Below are 18,450 nucleotides of genomic sequence, written 5' to 3' on the forward strand. Positions count from 1 at the left end.
GACGCTCGGCACCGCTCAGACCTCATCCCGCGGCGACACGAGTGCCGCGGGACTCCGGTATGCCCCGGTGGAGGCAAGATTCCTGCCGGCTCCCTCACCCCGGATGAATGCGGGCGGCGATTCGAACAACCAGCAGATCGATGCGAGTCCCGAACGGGACGCGGCGGCAGTTGCGGCAGTGTCGCTGGGGGGAGGCACCCCCCACCCCGTCATCGCCGGGGCCGATTCCCGGTAGGCGGCGCGAGCGGTATTGCGCGGCGCGCCGCCCTTGCGGCGGGCCCTAGCGCCGCAGGGACAACGCGAGAGGAGAACGACCTGCGCGTAGCCGACGGATAGAAGAAAAAGGAAACGCGCCCGAGACTCGGGCGCGCAACCTTTACAAAAGCGAGTTCGGTCTCAGCAATCGGGGAGGTCGTACGGCTCTTTGCTCCATACGCCCTTGCGGCAAGGCCGCTTAGGGCGTTCCTTGGGCTCCACTTCAACACCGCCGGACGGGCCCTGACTCGAAGACCCCGGCAGAGACTCGATGCGCTTCTTCAGGGTCTCCGCCGTCGGGCGACGCATGCGGGTGTCGTTGTTCCATTTCATGAGATCGGCGGCGAGAACTTTCGAACAGCCATCGAGCGGGTCGGTCTGCCGCACGATTTCATCAGCGGAATATCTGGTCACGCAAGAAAGGAATGGGTCCCAAGTCCCGGCGCTCTGCGGACTGGCGCACCACTTGATGGCCGCTTCGACCAGTTTCGTCGGATCTTCAGGAGTCCCGACACAATAGGGGATGGCGGGCGCGGCCGCCTGAGGCGAGTACGACGGGAACGTCGGCTGCGTCGGCATCGTCGCAGCTTTGGGCGGATCAGGCCGCCATACAGAGGAGTCTTCTTGTCCGGCCTCCTCCTGATTCACGAGGCGAGACTGCCTCGCCTTCCTGATCTCATTCTCTCGGATCTCTTCGCTCTTTTGGTCGACGGAAGCGCGCAACGCGTCGGCTCGCTTATTGATTCGCGCCAGCTCCTCTCGGATATCCCCCGCTGGGTGCTGATCCTCGAGGGGGGCTGAACGTCAGTTTATTCGAGTCGAACTGCGGGTAGTATTTTTGGGTATTGTTCTGGCGCTCCCGGGCCCAGTCGACATAGTCCGACTTCGTCCCAAGATTCTCAGCCCGAGTGACCTCCATGCCGTACGCATGCCGTTCGCATTCGATCATCGACGCGGAACAGTCGTCCGTATGCGTGCGGTCTTCGAAATGCGTCCGCTCATGATAGATTGACGACGCCAATACGTCCGTCCGGAAATGCGGCGAGTCAGGGTCGTAATCGTCGTCCAATAGCATCTCAGAATGTATCACCGTCAGCCCGTCATAAGACGTCACTCCGTTGTACTCCTCCCTGGTGAAATAGCGCAGATACCTCGCCGATCCCGGAGTCTTGTGTCCCTCCGCCCATTCGCTCAAGCCGCTCAGGCCGATGCCGCTCGCAACTCCGCTGAGCAGCCCGAGCGCCTTATCATGGTATTTGTCGAGTCCCTCGGAAGGCGCCGGATGCGCCTCCACCGAGTGCTCATACAGGGAGCCATCCCCACCCTTGTGTCGTTCCATCCCCAGGATTCTCCAAGTCGAGGAAATCCCTTCATGCGGCCCGGGAACGATGACCTGACGTACGGGATCATCAAGTTCCAAGCTGTTTGCTTTCATTATCCATAGGGCTGCACGAGTAAAAGCATCATCGCGAGAATCTCTGAACGTAATCGCTTGCTGCTCGAGGGAGTCTTTGGCGTCGAGATCTTTCGCCCTCTTCGCCTTACTAAGGAGATCTTGATACTTCGCATCAATCTCACGCCCGTTCCTCAATTCCTCTTTTGCGGCTGAAATGAATTCTTCTTTGTATGGTGACGGAGCCGGCTGTTTGCGGCCGAACTCCAAGATAAGCGCCGCGCTGCACGGCCCCCCGTACACCAACGCGGCAAGCAGAAGAAACTTCATTTCAAACGAATCCGCACTGAAGGAGTCTCCACGTAAACGTCTTCTGGATGCGGCTGGACCCCTGCCTTTTGAAGAATCTTCAACACTTCGTCACTGGAGTGCGCCCCGTAAACGGCCTTGACGATGAAATCCGGTCCCCACTCAAGACGTGGCATCTCCCAATATTGGGCGTACTGGCCGATGGGCTTCGAGGCGGGAGCCCTTTTGCTGGCATAACGGGTGCACACCCAGGGAGGAGTCGTAACGCTCTGACCCGGCTGGAGTTCATATTCTTTTATCTGCGGTGCAGGCGGCGCGGGCGGCAGATAGTTCTCCACCAGATAGTTCTTCTCCTTCAGCATCAGGGCATCGACGACATGCTCGGACAGGCCTGCGCGCCTGAACTCGGCCTGTTTGGCCTTCAGGTGATCCGAATCTTCCTTGGTGTATTGGATCTTGATGGATTCGATGAGCGGGCCGCGGTCGGGAGCGCAGCCTTCCCCTGGCAATGTCCCCGTCCCGGCAGGTCGACCCTTGAGATCAAGGACTTTGAGGTAGACACCAAAACGGCTGTCTACAGGGTCGCTCGGATGAGGGAAGAATCTGCTGTCGAATTTGATGGGCCGCTTCCCGACGTTCTTGATCTCGATCTGATAGCGAAGCTTTTCCGCCGCCGGGAAGGACTTCTTGTATACGCGCAGCGTCAGCTTGACCGGGCCGCTGGAGGCGGTGACTTCGGCTTCCGGCGGGATGTAGGCAGGACTCTCCCCCTCGGCCGCGGAGACCGAGAGCCCGAATGAGAGCAGAAGGAATCGAATCAGAAAATGAATCATGTGCCCCCGAAGGTCAAAGTACGCATTTGATTGTAGCTATTGTCGGAATCGCACGGGTGGGCCTATCGGGCATTCACGCAGGGGCATTGGACCCATGTGAGCCGCAGGGCCCGAGTACCGACATGGTGAACGGTGACTGTGGCCGACGCGGAATGGCTGTGATTATCCCCTCTCATTAAGCGAACGGCGCCGTCGCGGACATGTCAACCCGGGGTTCTTTTCCCACCCCCGTTTGGGAACTCCCGCCGCTAGACCTGAAAGACCTCCCCTCGATGCCCAAAGCTCCATGCGGGGAGGGGCCGTCCCGGGTATCCTCCGGATATGCCGCGGTGCATGAGTGCCCGGACGACCAGGAACCTCCCTTCGCGGGGGGTCGCACTGCTGCTGAGCGCGGTCCTCCTCCAGGCGTCGCTGGGAGGGGCCTCCGCGCAGACCGTGAAGACCCCTGTCCCTGCCGGCGCCATGAGCGCGGCGGCGGGAATCCCGGTGCAGACCGTCCTCCTCGGGACGCCGCTCGGCGGCGCCCTCCATCTGGAACAGCCGCTCACGGGGATCGTCCCGCTTTCACCGGACTCCGTCCATCTGACGGTGCAGAACGCGCCCGCCCGCGGAGAACTCGACGCGCCGAACGCGGCGACGACCCCAACCACAGCGACCCTCCCCCATGCGAAGGCCGTCGTGAACGCCTCCCTGCAGCGGGATGCCCTCACCCCCGTCCTGAAGACCTCCGAGCTCCCCTCCGCATCGGTCCCTGGGCTCACACTCACGGCCGCCGGCGAGTCCGCGCAGGGGCCTCCGGACCCGACGCTCGACGATCCCGACCGAAAGCACTCGGCGACCGGCGCCACGATGCGGGCCCTCGTGGAACTGTCGCAGAGGCTGCGCGGGAAGCCCGCAGACGAGGTTTCCGCCTCCCTCGTCGAGACGGACGGAGCTGCGCCTCCACGAGCATCGGATGATGCAGGGATCGCCGCCCCCTCCAAGGAGGTCGTGCTGATCCTCTCCATGGAGGACCCGCTGACGCTGCTCCCCTCGATGGCCTCCTGGGGTCTGGCCAGAAGGTATAGGCAGGCGTATCCGGATCGAAGGATGGTTTCGATCACGGCCTACGACCGCGAGAGCGCGAAGGAGGGCATCTCATCAGCGTTGAGGGAGGGCGAGTCCATACGACATCTCGTCGTCCTCTCGCATGGGGGCAACGACATCTTCGAGGCCGACAACGAGCCGGACGTCCCCAAAGGAGCGATCTCCGGTGCCGGGGCGCTCGTTTCCGCTTCCGATCTGCAGGACATCGGGAGCTTTTACGCCGCCCTCCGCTCGCCGCGCACGCGCTTCGTCGGGCATGAGTTCGACGAGCTCTTCGCTCCGATCCGGGGGAGACTGTCGCAGGATGCGCGCGTCGTATTATGGGCGTGCTCGGTCTTCGGCGGGAGCGCGCGCCACGCCGCGCGCAGGGCTCAGGCGGTCCTGGAGTATTTCGGCCTCTCCGACGGCAGCGTCATCTCCGCCCGTCATACGACCATCGAGTTCATGGGCCCCCTGCCGCTGGTCGCCCTCTTTGTGGGGCTCGGAGCCCTGCTGGCGCCTTTCGCCTTCGCGGTCGCGATATGGGTCCTCGGAGTGGGAGGTGCGATCATCTCCGGGCTCATGCTCTACCAAGCCTGCGAACGATGGCTCGAAGTGAGGCAAGAGAACGACCGGGCCGTCCGCCTGCGCATCGTCCCCCTCCGGCGCCTGTCCGAGATCCTCGGCATCGGGGGAACGAAGAGCCCCCGCTGATGTCTCCCGCCGGCGGCGTCCCGTCGAGCTAGGGCGTGAACGACGCGGGGCAGACGGCGGCTAGGCGGCGGAGGTAGTGGCGGCGGGCCTGCTCGACGCGGGCGGGGTCGTCCCAGAACGCGAGCTGCTCCTTCATCGAGGCGAGCAGGACGGGGCAGGCTTTGTACTGCTCGTCGGACTTGTCGATGCGCGGGCAGGCTTCCTCCAGGACCGCGGCGCGTCGGCGCAGTTCCGCCGCATGCTCCTCGAGCTCCGCGGGCTTCGCGAAGAGGCGCGGCTTGACCGGATGGAGCGCGGCGACGTAGCGTTCGAGCTTGCCGCAGCCCTTCGTGTAGGCGTAGAGCGCTCCGGCCTGCTGGAGCAGGCCCTCGTCCCGGGACCCGAGCCGCTTCACGGCCTGACCTTCCCTGGAGAGGACCTCGTCGCGCAATCCCTCCCACAGACGGTAGAGGCGCACGTGCTCCTGATAGGCCGTCTCCGCCTCCTCCTCGCGCCCCGCTTCCCGCAGCTCGTCCTGCCGCTTCCGAAGCCCGGTGATGCGCTCTCCCAGGGCGTTGAGCCGCTCGGAAGCCGGCATGAGCTCGTCGATCCAGATGCGCCCCGCAGCAAGAGCCGCCGCGCCGCCCGCGCGGGGGTCCGCGCGGATGAACGCGCATTCGTACGCCCAGCCGATGAGCTCGGACTCGAGGTTGCCCGCGACACGGAAAGGGAGCCCGGCGGCCGTCTCGGCGTGGGCCGCCTCGTGCACGACGTAGGGCGCCACGCGGACGGCGCAGTCCCGCAGCGCCGACGGGGAAAGCGTCGAGGAGGAGGAGACCGCGCCGCAGCCGGCGACGACGGCCGAGGAGAGGACGACCGCGTCGCCTTCCCGGTCCCAGGAGGCGAAGGTCTCCTCGTCGTCGGGGTCCGGGGTCCAGTCCACGCGCAGACGCAGCGTCGGGTGGGAATCCAAAAACGCGAGCGCCTCCCGGGCGACCGACACCGACGAGCGCTCGAGGAGATGGACGCGGACGGCCTCGAAGAGCCGGGCGTCGAGCGGGGGAGCGTCGACGGCCCGGACCTCCCGGACGGGGAGAACGGCGAGCAGCGTGAACAGCCAGAGGCTTGGGTTCAACGAAGGGGCGCGTGCGAGGAAAGGGAGGCGAAGCAGCCGCCGAACATCAGGAGGAAGGCGGCGAGGGCGGCGAAGAGGGGCAGGACGGGGCAGCGCTTCCAGCCCTTCTTCGCGCCGAAACCGGCGAGCCAGACGGAGACCCCGCCGACGAAGAGCCCCGCGCCGATGATCGCCCCCTCCCGGAAGGCGGCGCTGAAGGAGAGCACGGAGACGATGACGAGGAGGATGCCGAGCGAGCGCAGCGACTGATAAGCCGGCCGGTGCGGCGTCATCGCCTCCCCGCCCATCCTAATGTTTCCCGGTGCTGCCGTAGCCGCCTTCGCCTCTCGTGGTGGCGGAGAGCTCGGAGGCCTCGGTGAAGGCGGCGTACTCCACCTTGTTGAAGACCATCTGCGCGATCTTCTCGCCCTTGCGGATCTCGTAGGACTCGCGCGGGTCGAGGTTGATGAGGACGATGCCGACCTCTCCCCGGAAAGGCGCGTCGACCGTGCCGGGGGTGTTGAGGACCGTGATGCCGTGCTTGAGCGCGAGCCCGGACTTGGGCCGGACCTGCCCCTCGTAGCCGTGCGGGATGGCGAACTTGAGCCCGGTGGGGATGAGTACCCGCTCGCCGGGCGGCAGGGCATGATCGATGGTCGAGTAGAGGTCCACTCCGGCGTCGCCGTCGTGGGCGTAGGCGGGAGTCTTCACGTCCGCGCTCAGTTTCTGCACCTTCACTTCGAGCTTGCTCATGGCGTCTCCTAGAAGATGAAGTCGGTCGAGAGGAAGTTCGAGCGGCGCTCGCGCACGATGTCGGTGAGCAGGCGCTGGTTGATCTCCTCGTCCTTGGCCGCGACGAGCGTGCGGATGGCGAAGGCGCGCAGGGCGTCGGTGACGGAGAGCGTCCCTTCGGCCGAGTCCTTGCGGCCGGTGAACGGGAAGGCATCGGGACCGCGCTGGCACTGGCTGTTGATGTTCACGCGGCAGACCTGGTTGACGAGCGGGTCGACGAGCGCGGCGATGCGCTCGGGGTCGGTGCCGAACACGCTGACCTGCTGGCCGAAGTCGGAGTCCTCGACATAGCGCACCGGGGTCTCGAGGTCCTCGAAGGGAACGACGGGGACCACGGGCCCGAACTGCTCCTCCTTCCAGACGCGCATCCCCGGGGAGACCGGGAAGAGCACGGCCGGATGGAAGTAGGTGCGGTGAGAGCTCCCCCCGCCCGGGTTGACGACGCGCGCGCCCTTCTCCACGGCGTCCTCCACGAGCCCGGAGAGGTACTCGGTCTTGCCCGCCTCGGGCAGGGGCGTCAGGGAGACCCCCTCCTCCCAGGGCATGCCGGCCTTGAGCTTGGCCAGCGCCGCGGTGAAGCGCCGTAGGAACTCGTCGGCGACCGCGCGGTGGACGAAGAGGATCTTGAGCGCCGTGCAGCGCTGTCCGTTGTAGGAGAGCGCTCCCAGCAGGCACTCGCGCACGGCGAGGTCGAGGTCGGCGTCGGGCAGGACGATGCCGGCGTTCTTCGCGTCGAGCCCGAGCACGCGGCGCAGGCGGTTGAGTTTGGGGTGCTGCTTCTCGATGAGGTTGGCGACCTTCGAGGAGCCGATGAAGGCCAGGACGTTCACCTTGCCCGTGGCCATCAGCGGGCCGACGAGGCGCGCGCCCTCGCCGTAGACCACGTTGACGACGCCCTTGGGGAAGCAGTCGCGGAAGGCCTCGAGAAGCGGGCGGTGCAGGAGCACGCCGAACTTGGGCGGCTTGAAGAGCACGGTGTTCCCCATGATGAGGGCGGGGATGAGGGTGGTGAAGGTCTCGTTCAAGGGATAGTTGTAGGGGCCCATGCAGAGCACGACGCCCAGCGGCGCGCGGCGGATCTGCCCGATGACGCCGCCCTGCACGACGAAGCGCGAGGAGACGCGGTCGAGGTCCTTGAGGGCGTCGACCGTGTCGCGCACGTACTCGACGGTGCGGTCGAACTCCTTCTCGGAATCGGCGCGGGTCTTGCCGATCTCCCACATGAGCAGGCGCACGACCTCGGCGCGGCGCTCCTTCATGGCCGATAGGAAACCGCCCACCGCGCGGATGCGCTCGCTCACGCGCATCGTCGGCCAGGCGCCCCGGCCGTTGCCGTAGGCGCGCACCGCCGCCTCGAGCGCTTCGAGCGCCTCGGCCTCGCCGAGCAGGGGGTAGGAGCCGATGCGCTTCTGCATCGTCCCGGCGCCGGTGCGGGTGCAGAGCGGGGAGAGCACGGCCTGCGAGGGTCCGTCCCAGGAGCGCAGCTCGCCGTCGACGAGCCACTCCTTCTGCTCGAGGAGCGGGGCCTTCCAGAGCGGCGGGATGGAGCCCTCCTCGGGGAAGAGCTCGGCGAGCGTCTTGAGCGTCTCGGTGTCCGTGGTCGTTGCCATACGGCTTATACTATCATACGAGGATGGCGACGAGGATTCCCGCCCTGCTCCTGCTCCTCCTGCCCGCGCTCGCCGCGGCGCAGGGGCAGCCCCAGCCGCCTCAGCCGCCGCCGGCGGCCAAGAAGCCCCCGAAGCTCGACCCCGCCTCGCTCTGCGGGCGGGCGGAGAGCATCCTGGCGGACCCCGCCGGCTTCGAGCCTTCCGCGCGCCCCGCGTACCTGAGCGAGCGCTACTTCCGAGAGCTCGCCGGCCGCATCAGCGAGCGCGACGTGAGGGAGTGCCCCCAGCTCTGCCTCGAGGAGGTCTTCGGGCTCGTCAAGGAAGCCGCCGCCTACTCCCGCCGCGCCGAGCCCCTCCCCGAGCTCGAGCGCCTCTTCCGCGAGATGGAGAAGCGCGGACGCATCCCGGGACTGCACAGCGAGGAGCTCATCGACCGCTACGTCGCGCTGCGCATGTTCGAGAAGGCCGCCGCTCTCGCGGCGCGCCGTCCGCCCCAGCGCCCGCTCCGCGTGCCCGCCCTCGTCCTCCCGGCCCCCGTGCTCGCGAAAGGCGGCGCCCGCGTGCTCTCCTTCAGCGTCGACGGGAAGACCCTCACGCTCGAGAACGTCTCTCTCGCGGGCGTGCGCTTCGTCCTCGTCGCGCGCCCCAACTGCGAGTTCACGCGCGCGGCCCTCAAGACCGTCGCCGCCGACGCGCGGCTGCGCAAGGCCTTCGACGGACGCCTCCTCCTCCTGCTCCCGCCCGACGAGGAGCTCTTCCTCGAGGAGTCGGCGCGCTGGAACCGCGCGCGGCCCGACACGCCGCTCCATCATGTCTACCGCGCCGCGGACTGGCCGCAGGTCGACGAATGGGCCTCCTCGTTCCTCTACGTCCTCAGCGACGGGAAGCTCGTCCTCAAGCTCGACGGCTGGGCCCCCGGCCGCGACGTCGCCAAGCTGAAGAAGATGCTCGCCCCCCTCGGTCTCTGAGCGTCCGGGGCGACCCGGAGGGGTTTCGGCGCTTCGGATTTAGTAAAATATCCTCAGTTCTTTCATGAAAGCCCTGCTCTGCGAGGCCTCCGGCCGCACGCGCATCACCGACGTCCCCGTCCCCGCGCTCCGCGCCGGGGAAGCCCTCGTCGCGACCGAGGTCTGCGGCCTCTGCGGCTCCGACCTCCTCAAGCTCAACCCCAGCGCCCATTCCAAGCCCGGTCCCCTCGGCCACGAGGTCGCCGGCCGCGTCGCCGCCCTCGGTCGCGGCGTCCGGGGCTTCAAGGTCGGCGACCGCGTCGTCGTCGCCCACCACGTCCCCTGCTACGAGTGCCACTACTGCCGCCGCGGCAGCGTCTCCATGTGCCGGGACTTCAAGCGCACGAACCTCGACCCCGGCGGCTTCGCCGAGTTCGTCCGCGTCTCCGCCGGCCACGTGAAGCACACGATGCTGCGCCTCCCCCCGCGCGTGGGCTTCGCCCAGGCGACCTTGGTCGAGCCCATCGCCTGCGCCGTCCGCAACCTGCGCCGGCTGAACCCGCAGAAGGGCGACACCGTCGTCGTCATCGGACTCGGCTTCATCGGGCTCATCATGTCCCGGCTCCTCCAGCTCAAGGGCGCGCGCGTCGTCGGCCTCGAGATCGACCCCGCGCGCATCCGCACCGCCCGCACCCTGGGAGTGCCCCGCGCCTTCCCCGGCTGGGGCCCGACCGCGAAGGCCGCCGTCGCGAAGCTGAGCGCCGGCCGCGGCGCAGACTCCGTGGTGTTCACCGCCGGGCCCGTCGCCCTCGTCGGCGAGTGCCTCTCCTGGCTGCGCGACGGAGGGACGGTCAACGTCTTCGCGAGCTTCTCCCTCGCCGACCCCTTCGCCCGCGTGGACATGAACCAGGTCTACCACCGAGAGCTCACCCTGCTCACCGGCTACTCCGCGGAACCCCGGGACCTGCGCGAGGCCCTGCGCCTGCTCGCGGCGAAGAAGATCGACGCGCGTCCCTTCGTGCGCTGGAGCTACCGCCTCGACGAGTTCGACGAGGCCCTGCGCCGCTTCCGCTCCCGCGAGATCCTCAAGGCCGTCTTCCGCCTGCGGCCGCAGGGCGACTCCCGATGACCGCCCCCGCGCGCATGCAGGCCGTCATCTTCCGCGGCCCCAAAAGCATCCATCTCGAGGAGGTCCCCGTCCCGAAGCCCGGGCCCGGGGAGGTCCTGCTCAAGGTGGGCGCCGCGCTGACCTGCGGCACCGACTTCAAGGCCTACCGGCAGGGGCACAAGGTCCTGCTCGGCGACGGGCCCGCCCCCTTCGGCCACGAGTTCGCGGGCACCGTCGTCGCCGTCGGGCTCGGCGTGACCGGCGTCCGGCCGGGGCAGCGCGTCGTCGCCGCGAACTCGGCGCCCTGCGAGGGCTGCTTCTTCTGCGCCAAGGGCCAGCCCCAGCTCTGCGAGGACCTCAAGCTCCACAACGGCGGCTACGCGCAGTACAACCTCGTGCCGGCCCACATCGTCCGACACAACCTCCACCCCCTCGCCGACTCGGTCGATTTCAAGACCGCCGCCTTGAGCGAGCCCCTCGCCTGCGCGCTCCACGCCGTCGACGTCATGGGCGTGCGCGGCGGCGAGAACGCCGCCATCCTCGGCTCCGGCATCATGTCCATGCTGCTCACCGGCGCGCTCAAGGCGCGCGGGGCCCGCGTGCTCGTCGTCGGCCGGACCCCCGCGAAGCTCGAGCGGGCGCTCGAGGCCGGCGCCGACCGCGTCGCGAGTTCGCTCAAGACGGACCCCGTCGCCGCCGCCCGCGACTTCGCCGGCGGCCATGGTCCCGACTGCGTCTTCGAAGCGGTCGGCAGCGCCGAGACCTGGACCACCGCGGTCTCGATGGTGAGGATCGGCGGCCGCGTCTGCCTCTACGGCGGCTGCGCGCAGGGCACGAAGGTCCCCATCGACGCCCACCGCATCCACTACGGCCAGATCTCGCTGCACGGCGTCTTCCATCACACGCCGAAGCACTTCCGCCAGGCCCTCGACCTGCTCACGGAGCGCAAGGTGGACTCCCGGCGCTTCATCGCCTCGGAGATCCGCCTCGACGAGGTCCCGTCCTACTTCGCGAAGATGCACGCGCAGTCGCCGCTGAAAGTGGCCGTCTTCCCCGGGGTGAGCTGATGGGACGCCGACGCCAAGCCCGCGAACTCGCGCTGCAGGCGCTCTACATCGCCGACTGCGCCCACGTACCGGCCGACGAGGCCTTCGACATCGTCAAGGTCGGCTGCGACCTCGACGAGAAGCACACCCTCTTCGCCCGCTCGCTCGCGGTCGGCACCGCCCTGCGCGGCACGGAGCTCGATGAACGCATCCAGAAGATCGCGGCCAACTGGGAGATCGCCCGCATGGCCTGCGTCGACCGCAACCTCCTGCGCATGGCGTCCTTCGAGCTGCTGCATCATCCCGACACGCCGGTCGGCGTCATCATCGACGAAGCGCTCGAGATCGCGAAGTCCTATTCGGGCGAGGACTCGGCGCGCTTTCTGAACGGCATCCTCGACAAGGTGAAGGACGCCCGCCCCAAGCCGACGGCTCCCGAAACCCCCGAAGAAGAGAAGAAGCGCGCGGAACGCCGTCGCAAAGCCTAAGGAGACGCGCGGGGCTCGCCCCGCTCCCCGGCCGACGGGGACGCGGTCGGGCCGTGACGCGGCCCGCCGCTCAGGTCTCTCCCCTCGTCGATACAAGTGCCTCGGGGCTCCGACATGCCCCGCTGGCCGAGGAACGGGCCGCCCGCGCGCTCCTAGTGAAACGACGCCGCTCGGCGGCGCACCCGGGGGACGCCGTCCCCACCCCCTGGCGCCGGCGGCAAGGTCTGGTAGGCGGCGCGAGCGGTATTGCGCGGCGCGCCGCCTACGGATAGAAGAAAAAGGAAAACCCCCGGCCTTAAACGCAGACCGGGGGCCTCTTTATCAAACGCTGATTGGATGTTTAACGCCTCGATGAGCCGCCGCGCACTACGGATTCCGCCCGCGTGCGCGGGCGGCTCCATCGGATGTTAGGCGTCGTTTCGTGTTCTTGATCATCGGATAATACGAGCGTTAGTCGTTAAGCACGGTGTAGCAGAATAGGAGTTTCCTTCCATTTTTTAACAGCGTTGGCGGCACACGCTTTTCACCCCTCGACGTTTGGAGCGCCTTGATCTCAAGGGTGGCATTTGTGAGCTCCTTGTACTTGAGCGGAAAGACTAAGTGGATGTCGGTCGCTCGGTCGTACTCGCTGCTTATGTGGATACTAAAGATGCCGTCACGCATGCCGTATTCGTTGGCATATGGGTCAGGCACCGGTCCTCCAAACGTATATCCGCCGTTCCCATATGGCACCAGCTTTGTTTGACGGACGATGTAAGTGAATGTGGATGGTAAATATTCTTCTTCCCCAACTTTCAGCGAGACATCCTTCGGATCGAGCCGGACATCCAGTTCGACGGGAGGGCCTCGTCTCCATACTCGCGCAAACGTTAATATCGCTTCTACATTCTCCTCACTATTATCCCGACTTTTCGCCATGGTCCGTCTAATAATTCCAGGCGGCCAAGGAATAACAGGCAGCGGGACGACCGGGCTAAAAAACAGCGTTTCACTGATTACCGGGCGCAGCAATCTAATCGTCAGAGGAGGATCTTTTACCCACATTAGGTCGCTATTGCCATATGGGAATTCGTTTATCCCTGTATTGGGGTCCGGAGTTCCCAGGGTTCCAAGCTGCACCCCATGCTGGGTTTGAATGAACGCTGCGCAGCCGCATTGACTAGCGACGAGGGCAACTGCGATGGTCGACCTGAAAAGTTTGAGCATAGAACGCCTAACTATAGAGTAGACTGACCTGTATATCACGACCTGGAATCAATCATAGCATTCAAAATGTCAAATTAACATTACGCTATTTCACGCGGCATCGCTGATATTTCAGGGCGAAAAGGCCGACCGGGCCGGTCTGACTCTTCCCCAACGGGGCTCGCCTTGCGCTATGATATCCGGGCGCCGAGGTCCGCGCGCGGGGGAGCGACATGGCTCGATACATCGAGAAGCCGTCGGTCGTCGAGGCGGCGGGGAACAAGCCGAAGATCATCGAGGAGTACATCGGCCGGGTCAACACCGGGACGACCCCCATCAGCGTGGCGCGCATGGTCAGCCCCGCGGGCTGGGAGGAGCCGGCGCAGGAGCCGCGCTTCGCCGAGTACACCATCGTCCTGAAGGGCATGCTCAAGGTCGAGACGAAGAAAGGCACCTATGAAGTCCGGGGCGGGCAGGCCGTCATGCTCGGGCCCGACGAGTGGGTCCGCTATTCGAGTCCGGAAAAGGACGGCGCCGAATACGTCTCCATCTGCCTTCCTGCTTTTTCCTACGAAACGGTCCGCCGCGCAAACTGAGCACCGTCGCTGAAGACGAAGAGCCCCGGGCGGCAAGCCGCCCGGGGCTCCGTTTCTCGAGGACGCGGCTCTTAGAGCTTCGCCTCGATCTCTTTTTGATTGTGGCGGGAGAGCTCCTTTCCGCTCGCGTCGGAGAGGATGATGTATTCCCCTTCGGTGCGGGCGTTCATGAGCACATTGCCCTGCCCGTCGCGCGCCACCATCCCGTTCGCCCCCTTCTCGAAGACGAGGGTCCCGGTCGGGCGTCCAGCGATGAAGTTGTCCACGCGCAGGCGGCCGTTGTCGCGGTCGTACTTGAGCACGACCTGCTGATCGCCCTGCTGGATCGACTTCGTCGATGCGGTGATCGGATTCTTCCCCGTCCAGAACTCGACGGAGTTGAAGATGATCGCGTCGCCGATGGTGGCGACGAAGTAGGCCGGGAGGATCGCCAGGCCGAGGAAGGTCCCTTCGACCGCCCACTTGTTCTGGCTCACTTCGCCGTTCCACTTGTGCAGCTTCTTCGTCAGGTTGAACGGTCCGTAGCAGCCCGCGGTCACCGAGACGACCAGGGCCAGCGTCAACAGCACGCGGAGACTCTTCAACATCTGCGTCCACCTCTCTTTTTGCGGCGATGGCCGAAAGCCCGGCCTGCCACGACCTTATGAAGCTTCCCGGGGAGTGTCAATGGCATCGGTCAACCCCCGTCCGCCGGAGGCCGGGAGCGTTGAATTTTGGTAGATTCCCCCCATGAAGGACGCGAGCAGGGAGATCGAGGCTCTCCGTCAGGAGATCCGCGGACACGAGCGCCGCTACTACGTGCTCGAGGACCCCTCGGTCTCCGACGAGGAGTTCGACCGCCTCCTCGAACGCCTGCGCGCCCTCGAGGCCGCGCACCCCGAGTTCGCGAGCCCCGACTCCCCCACCCGACGCGTGGGCGGCGGGCTCTCGGCGCAGTTCAAGCCCATCCGCCACGCCGTCCCCATGCTCTCGCTCGACAACTCCTACAACGAGGCCGACATCCGCGCCTTCGACGAACGCGTGCGAAAGGGCCTCGGCCGCCCCCCCTCCGGCTACGCGCTCGAAGCCAAGATCGACGGGCTCTCCTGCGCGCTGGTCTATGAGGACGGCCGGCTCATCTGCGCGGCGACCCGCGGCGACGGAGAGACCGGCGAGGACGTCACCGCCAACGTCCGCACCATCCGCGCCATCCCGCTGACGCTCGCGCTGAAGACGCCTCCGAAGCTCCTCGAGGTGCGCGGCGAGGTCTACCTCGCGAAAAAGGACTTCGAACGCATCAACGAGCGGCTCAAGAAGGACGACCAGGAGCCCTTCGTGAACCCGCGCAACTGCGCCTCGGGCTCCCTGCGCCAGAAGGACCCCGCGGTCACCGCCGCGCGCCGCCTGCGCTTCTTCGCCCACTCCTTCGGCCGCGTGGAGGGCTTCGAGCCCCCCGCCTCCCACACCGCCTGGCTCGACTTCTGCGCCGAGGCCGGCTTCCCGGTCCCCTCCGTGCGCCGGCGCTGCGCGGACATCGACGAGGTCGTGGCCTTCTACCACGATTTCAAGGAGAAGCAGTTCGACCTCCCCTACGAGGTCGACGGCCTCGTCGCCAAGGTGGACCTGCGCGCCGAGCAGGCCGTGCTCGGCATGACCGCCCGCAGCCCCCGCTGGGCCGTCGCCTTCAAGTATCCCGGCCGCCAGGCCACGACGACCATCGAGGGCGTCACCTACTCGGTGGGCCGCACCGGCGTCGTCACCCCGGTGGCCGACCTGCGCCCGGTCTTCCTCGCCGGGGTCACCATCTCCTCGGCGACCCTCCACAACTTCGAGGAGGTCGAGCGCCTCGACGCGCGCATCGGCGACACGGTCACCATCGAGCGCGCCGGAGAGGTCATCCCCAAGGTCGTGAAGGTCGTCGCCGAGCGCCGCACCGGCCGCGAGAAGCCCATCCGCCCGCCGCGGGAGTGTCCCGTCTGCGGCGGCACCGTGGTCCGGGAGGAGGAGTTCGTCGCCTGGCGCTGCATCAGTCCCTCCTGCCCCGCGCAGCTCAAGCGCGCGCTGCTCCACTTCGCCTCCCGCGACGGCCTCGACGTGCAGGGCCTGGGCGAGCAGGTCGTCGAGCAGCTCACGGCCAAGGGTCTCGTGAAGGACTTCGCCGGGCTCTTCGCCCTCAAGAAGGACGAGCTCCTCACCCTCGAGCTCTTCAAGGACAAGCGCGCCGAGAACCTCCTCTCCGAGCTCGAGAAGGCGAAGGCGAAGCCGCTCTCGCGCCTGCTCTTCGCGCTCGGCATCCGCCAGGTGGGCGAGAAGACCGCCCGCGATCTGGCCGCCCACTTCAAGACCCTCGCCGCCCTGCGGAAGGCCGGCGTCGAAGAGCTCACCGCCGTCCCCGAGATCGGCCCCATCATCGCCGACAGCGTGGCCGGCTTCTTCCGCCAGGAGGGCATCGGGGCGCTCCTCGAGCGCCTCGAAAAGGCCGGGCTGAACATGACGGAGCCGGAGACGGCCCCGCGCGCCGACGCCCCGCTCGCCGGCAAGACCTTCGTCTTCACCGGGGAGCTCGAGGCCATGCCCCGCGCCGACGCCGAGGAGAAGGTCCGCGCCCTCGGCGCGAAGACCTCCTCCTCGGTTTCGAAGAAGACCTCCTACGTCGTCGTCGGCCGCGAGCCGGGCTCGAAGGCGAAGAAGGCGGAGACGCTCGGCGTAACGGTGTTGGACGAGGCGGCTTTCTTGAAGCTCATCGCATGAGTGTGAACCAAAGATCCCCCTCCCCCTACCCCCTCCCGCAGGAAGGGGAGTTGAGGAAACTGTGAAGACGGCACTCCTTAGCGTCTCGGATCAGACCGGGATTGTGGAGTTGGCCCTCGGCCTCTGCGAGCTGGGCTACCGCATCGTGAGCTCCGGCGGCACCGCCTCCGCGCTCAAGCAGGCCGAGATCATCGTCACCGAGGTCCCCGCGCTCACCGGCGCCCCCGAGCTCCTCGGCGGCCGCGTGCGCCTGCTCCACCCCAAGCTCTTCGCCGGGATCCTGGCCGACGTGAAGGACGCGAAGCACGTCCGCGACCTCGACCAGAACGACATCCCCGCCTTCGACCTCGTCGCGGTGAACCTCTATCCTCTCTCCGAGGTCCTCAAGAGCAACCTCCCGCAGGAGGACGCCCTCGACTTCCTCGACGTGGCCGGCTCCGCGCTCCTGCGCGCGGCCGCCCGCAACTTCCCGCGCGTCGTGACGCTCTGCGACCCGAAGGATTATCCCGGAGTCCTCGAGACCCTGCGCGAGGGCGAGGTGAGCCGCGAGCGGCGCCGCGCGCTGGCCGCCAAGGCCTTCTACGCCGTCTCCTACTACGACTCGACCATCGCGCAGTTCCTGAGCACCGGGGCCGAGCTCCTCGGCGAGGAGATGGTCGTCGCCTTGAAGAAGGCCGCGGACTTCCCTTACGGGGAGAACCCGCACCAGCGCGGCGCCCTCTACACGCTGAGCGGAGCGCGGCCCTGGGGGCTCACCGCCGCGACGCTCGTGCACGGCCGCGCGCCCAACTTCAACCACTACCTCGGCATGGACCTCGCCTGCGACATCGTCGGAGAGTTCCAGGACCGCGCCGCCTGCGCCATCGTGCGCCACTCGAACCCCGCCGGGGTGGCGGCGGCCGACCATCCCGGGGAGGCCGCCCGCCTCGCCTACCGCGCGGACCCGGCCGGCTGCACCGGCGGCGTGGCCGCCTTCAACCGCCCCGTCGACGAGGACGCGGCGAAGGCGCTCGCCTCCGAGCACCTGGAGTGCATCGTCGCTCCCGACTTCAGCCGCCAGGCCCTCGAGCTCCTGCGCCCCAAGAAGGACCTGCGCCTGGTCTCGCTCCCCTCGCTGCTCCTCTTCCCCGAGGAGATCGACTTCAAGTCCGTCGCCGGCGGCCTGCTGGTGCAGGACAAGGACCTCCTCACGAGCCCGGCCGAGCGGCGCCCGGCGACCCGCCGGCGGCCCAACGACCTCGAGGCGGCCGCGCTCGACCTCGCCTGGAAGGTCGCCAAGCACACCCTCACCCATGCGGCGGTCATCGCGCGCGGGCCGGTCACGCTCGGCATCGCCGGCGGACAGACCGCGCGCCGCGACGCGGTGAAGCTCGCGCTGGCCAAGAGCTCCGAGCGCCACCCCATCGTCGCCCCGGAGCTGCCGATGGTCCTGGCCTCCGACGGGCCCCTGGGGCCCGCCCATGTGAAGGAAGCGGCCGCCGCCGGCATCAGCGCCCTCATCCAGCCCGGCGGCTCACCCGAGGACCGCGACACCGTCGCCCTCTGCGACGAGCACGGCCTGGCGATGCTCTTCACGGGCGTGCGCCACTACCGCCACTGAGTTTCCGGGGTCAGACGTCAACTTTCGCAACTTGTTCGAGCTATATAATGAGCCTGCCGGTCGTCGGGAAATGAGAAACCCATATAAATAAAGGATTTCCCCTCTGGCACCGAAAGTTGCATAAGTTGTGGTGCCTGACGCCGGGGGGATGGGGAAGAGCGATTTAAATGAAGAATGAGAAGCCCTCTTTTGAGATCCGCCTCTGCCGCGGCGACGCGGAGCGACGCGCCTGCGCCGAGATCATGGCGACGACGGACCCCTGGCTCACCCTCGGCCGCGACCTCGCCTTCTGCTATGCGGCCCTGGAAGGTTCCGGGAAAGAGCTCTATGTCGCCGTCGACGACGGGAAGGTCCTCGGGCTCATCGCCCTGAACATGAAGGGCTCGCTGGTCGGCTACATCCAGAGCGTCGCCGTGCGCGCCGACGCGCGCGGCCGGGGCGTGGGCCGCGCCCTCGTCGCCTACGCCGAGGAACGGGTCTTCTCCGAGGTCCCGAACGTCTTCCTGCTCGTCTCCTCCTTCAACGCGGGGGCCCGGAAGCTCTACGAGGAACTCGGCTACTCCTTCGTGGGCGAGCTCAAGGATTTCGTCGTCGCCGGCCACTCCGAGAACCTCATGCGCAAGACCCTCGGCCCCCTGCGCGGCTACAAGCCCTCCCCCCGGCCTCCGTCGTAAGTCACATCCGTC

At 67.1% G+C, this 18,450-nt stretch carries 18 protein-coding genes; 9 read left to right on the forward strand and 9 right to left on the reverse strand.

Annotation, left to right across the window (positions count from 1 at the left end; all coding sequences use genetic code 11):
- Positions 1 to 396: 396 nt before the first annotated feature.
- Genes WC969_09585 through WC969_09595 form a run of 3 tightly spaced genes read right to left on the reverse strand, consistent with a single transcriptional unit; the run spans position 397 to position 2,790 of the window.
- The gene (locus WC969_09585; protein MFA6030093.1) at positions 397 to 978 is read right to left on the reverse strand and encodes a hypothetical protein; all 582 of its coding nucleotides are present in this window, start codon (positions 976 to 978) and stop codon (positions 397 to 399) included.
- A 13-nt stretch (positions 979 to 991) separates the two neighbouring features.
- Entirely contained in the window at positions 992 to 1,978 is a 987-nt protein-coding gene (locus WC969_09590) for a hypothetical protein (GenBank protein ID MFA6030094.1), read from the reverse strand.
- A complete protein-coding gene (locus WC969_09595; GenBank protein MFA6030095.1) occupies positions 1,975 to 2,790 on the reverse strand; it encodes a hypothetical protein in 816 nt (271 codons plus the stop codon). Before WC969_09595 ends, WC969_09590 begins: the two co-directional genes overlap by 4 nt.
- A gap of 321 nt (positions 2,791 to 3,111) precedes the next feature.
- Here WC969_09595 and WC969_09600 point away from each other — a divergent pair, with 321 nt between their 5' ends.
- Positions 3,112 to 4,569: a hypothetical protein gene (locus tag WC969_09600; protein ID MFA6030096.1), complete on the forward strand. Its 1,458-nt coding sequence runs from the start codon at positions 3,112 to 3,114 to the stop codon at positions 4,567 to 4,569.
- A gap of 28 nt (positions 4,570 to 4,597) precedes the next feature.
- On the opposite strand, the gene WC969_09605 is transcribed toward WC969_09600, so the two are convergent.
- The 4 genes from WC969_09605 to WC969_09620 are packed head-to-tail and all read right to left on the reverse strand — an operon-like array spanning position 4,598 to position 8,064.
- Positions 4,598 to 5,683 (reverse strand): hypothetical protein, encoded by a 1,086-nt coding sequence (locus WC969_09605; protein ID MFA6030097.1) that lies wholly within the window; start codon positions 5,681 to 5,683, stop codon positions 4,598 to 4,600.
- Complete coding sequence (locus tag WC969_09610; protein ID MFA6030098.1) at positions 5,680 to 5,955, reverse strand: hypothetical protein; 276 nt, start codon at positions 5,953 to 5,955, stop codon at positions 5,680 to 5,682. Before WC969_09610 ends, WC969_09605 begins: the two co-directional genes overlap by 4 nt.
- 16 nt (positions 5,956 to 5,971) lie before the next feature.
- Positions 5,972 to 6,415, reverse strand: a complete 444-nt coding sequence (gene dut / locus WC969_09615; GenBank protein MFA6030099.1) for a dUTP diphosphatase — start codon at positions 6,413 to 6,415, stop codon at positions 5,972 to 5,974.
- Positions 6,416 to 6,423: 8 nt separating this feature from the next.
- On the reverse strand, positions 6,424 to 8,064 hold the full coding sequence (locus tag WC969_09620) for an NADP-dependent glyceraldehyde-3-phosphate dehydrogenase (GenBank protein ID MFA6030100.1): 1,641 nt from the start codon (positions 8,062 to 8,064) through the stop codon (positions 6,424 to 6,426).
- Positions 8,065 to 8,087: 23 nt separating this feature from the next.
- On the opposite strand from WC969_09620, the gene WC969_09625 reads away from it, so the two are divergent.
- From WC969_09625 to nusB, 4 genes are all read left to right on the forward strand, one after another.
- The gene (locus WC969_09625) at positions 8,088 to 9,032 is read left to right on the forward strand and encodes a hypothetical protein (protein MFA6030101.1); all 945 of its coding nucleotides are present in this window, start codon (positions 8,088 to 8,090) and stop codon (positions 9,030 to 9,032) included.
- A 64-nt stretch (positions 9,033 to 9,096) separates the two neighbouring features.
- On the forward strand, positions 9,097 to 10,140 hold the full coding sequence (locus tag WC969_09630; GenBank protein MFA6030102.1) for an alcohol dehydrogenase catalytic domain-containing protein: 1,044 nt from the start codon (positions 9,097 to 9,099) through the stop codon (positions 10,138 to 10,140).
- Positions 10,137 to 11,186, forward strand: coding sequence for a zinc-binding dehydrogenase (locus tag WC969_09635; GenBank protein MFA6030103.1), 1,050 nt, complete (start codon positions 10,137 to 10,139; stop codon positions 11,184 to 11,186). Before WC969_09630 ends, WC969_09635 begins: the two co-directional genes overlap by 4 nt.
- Positions 11,186 to 11,653, forward strand: coding sequence for a transcription antitermination factor NusB (gene nusB / locus WC969_09640; protein MFA6030104.1), 468 nt, complete (start codon positions 11,186 to 11,188; stop codon positions 11,651 to 11,653). The genes WC969_09635 and nusB overlap by 1 nt, the downstream gene beginning before the upstream one ends.
- A gap of 450 nt (positions 11,654 to 12,103) precedes the next feature.
- Here nusB and WC969_09645 read toward each other — a convergent pair whose 3' ends face one another.
- On the reverse strand, positions 12,104 to 12,859 hold the full coding sequence (locus WC969_09645) for a hypothetical protein (GenBank protein ID MFA6030105.1): 756 nt from the start codon (positions 12,857 to 12,859) through the stop codon (positions 12,104 to 12,106).
- Positions 12,860 to 13,071: 212 nt separating this feature from the next.
- Between WC969_09645 and WC969_09650 the strand changes: the two genes are divergently transcribed.
- Positions 13,072 to 13,434 carry a cupin gene (locus tag WC969_09650; protein ID MFA6030106.1) on the forward strand — a complete coding sequence of 121 codons (363 nt, stop codon included), beginning with the start codon at positions 13,072 to 13,074 and terminating at the stop codon, positions 13,432 to 13,434.
- A gap of 71 nt (positions 13,435 to 13,505) precedes the next feature.
- On the opposite strand, the gene WC969_09655 is transcribed toward WC969_09650, so the two are convergent.
- Positions 13,506 to 14,021, reverse strand: coding sequence for a DUF3332 family protein (locus tag WC969_09655; GenBank protein ID MFA6030107.1), 516 nt, complete (start codon positions 14,019 to 14,021; stop codon positions 13,506 to 13,508).
- A 142-nt stretch (positions 14,022 to 14,163) separates the two neighbouring features.
- Here WC969_09655 and ligA point away from each other — a divergent pair, with 142 nt between their 5' ends.
- From ligA to WC969_09670, 3 genes are all read left to right on the forward strand, one after another.
- Positions 14,164 to 16,164 carry an NAD-dependent DNA ligase LigA gene (ligA, locus tag WC969_09660; protein ID MFA6030108.1) on the forward strand — a complete coding sequence of 667 codons (2,001 nt, stop codon included), beginning with the start codon at positions 14,164 to 14,166 and terminating at the stop codon, positions 16,162 to 16,164.
- Positions 16,165 to 16,225: 61 nt separating this feature from the next.
- Positions 16,226 to 17,764: a bifunctional phosphoribosylaminoimidazolecarboxamide formyltransferase/IMP cyclohydrolase gene (purH, locus tag WC969_09665; GenBank protein ID MFA6030109.1), complete on the forward strand. Its 1,539-nt coding sequence runs from the start codon at positions 16,226 to 16,228 to the stop codon at positions 17,762 to 17,764.
- A gap of 167 nt (positions 17,765 to 17,931) precedes the next feature.
- The gene (locus WC969_09670; GenBank protein MFA6030110.1) at positions 17,932 to 18,438 is read left to right on the forward strand and encodes a GNAT family N-acetyltransferase; all 507 of its coding nucleotides are present in this window, start codon (positions 17,932 to 17,934) and stop codon (positions 18,436 to 18,438) included.
- Positions 18,439 to 18,450: the final 12 nt, after the last annotated feature.

It is taken from the genome of Elusimicrobiota bacterium (assembly GCA_041660925.1).
Classification (GTDB): Bacteria; Elusimicrobiota; Elusimicrobia; order UBA1565; family UBA1565; genus JBAZUV01.

What these genes read in the sequence shown, in the direction of transcription:
- WC969_09590 (MFA6030094.1), bottom strand. Translation starts at nt 1,978, where the DNA reads ATGAAGTTTCTTCTGCTTGCCGCGTTGGTGTACGGGGGGCCGTGCAGC.
- WC969_09595 (MFA6030095.1), bottom strand. Translation starts at nt 2,790, where the DNA reads ATGATTCATTTTCTGATTCGATTCCTTCTGCTCTCATTCGGGCTCTCG.
- WC969_09600 (MFA6030096.1), top strand. Translation starts at nt 3,112, where the DNA reads ATGCCGCGGTGCATGAGTGCCCGGACGACCAGGAACCTCCCTTCGCGG.
- WC969_09610 (MFA6030098.1), bottom strand. Translation starts at nt 5,955, where the DNA reads ATGACGCCGCACCGGCCGGCTTATCAGTCGCTGCGCTCGCTCGGCATC.
- dut (MFA6030099.1), bottom strand. Translation starts at nt 6,415, where the DNA reads ATGAGCAAGCTCGAAGTGAAGGTGCAGAAACTGAGCGCGGACGTGAAG.
- WC969_09620 (MFA6030100.1), bottom strand. Translation starts at nt 8,064, where the DNA reads ATGGCAACGACCACGGACACCGAGACGCTCAAGACGCTCGCCGAGCTC.
- WC969_09625 (MFA6030101.1), top strand. Translation starts at nt 8,088, where the DNA reads ATGGCGACGAGGATTCCCGCCCTGCTCCTGCTCCTCCTGCCCGCGCTC.
- WC969_09630 (MFA6030102.1), top strand. Translation starts at nt 9,097, where the DNA reads ATGAAAGCCCTGCTCTGCGAGGCCTCCGGCCGCACGCGCATCACCGAC.
- WC969_09635 (MFA6030103.1), top strand. Translation starts at nt 10,137, where the DNA reads ATGACCGCCCCCGCGCGCATGCAGGCCGTCATCTTCCGCGGCCCCAAA.
- nusB (MFA6030104.1), top strand. Translation starts at nt 11,186, where the DNA reads ATGGGACGCCGACGCCAAGCCCGCGAACTCGCGCTGCAGGCGCTCTAC.
- WC969_09645 (MFA6030105.1), bottom strand. Translation starts at nt 12,859, where the DNA reads ATGCTCAAACTTTTCAGGTCGACCATCGCAGTTGCCCTCGTCGCTAGT.
- WC969_09650 (MFA6030106.1), top strand. Translation starts at nt 13,072, where the DNA reads ATGGCTCGATACATCGAGAAGCCGTCGGTCGTCGAGGCGGCGGGGAAC.
- WC969_09655 (MFA6030107.1), bottom strand. Translation starts at nt 14,021, where the DNA reads ATGTTGAAGAGTCTCCGCGTGCTGTTGACGCTGGCCCTGGTCGTCTCG.
- ligA (MFA6030108.1), top strand. Translation starts at nt 14,164, where the DNA reads ATGAAGGACGCGAGCAGGGAGATCGAGGCTCTCCGTCAGGAGATCCGC.
- WC969_09670 (MFA6030110.1), top strand. Translation starts at nt 17,932, where the DNA reads ATGAAGAATGAGAAGCCCTCTTTTGAGATCCGCCTCTGCCGCGGCGAC.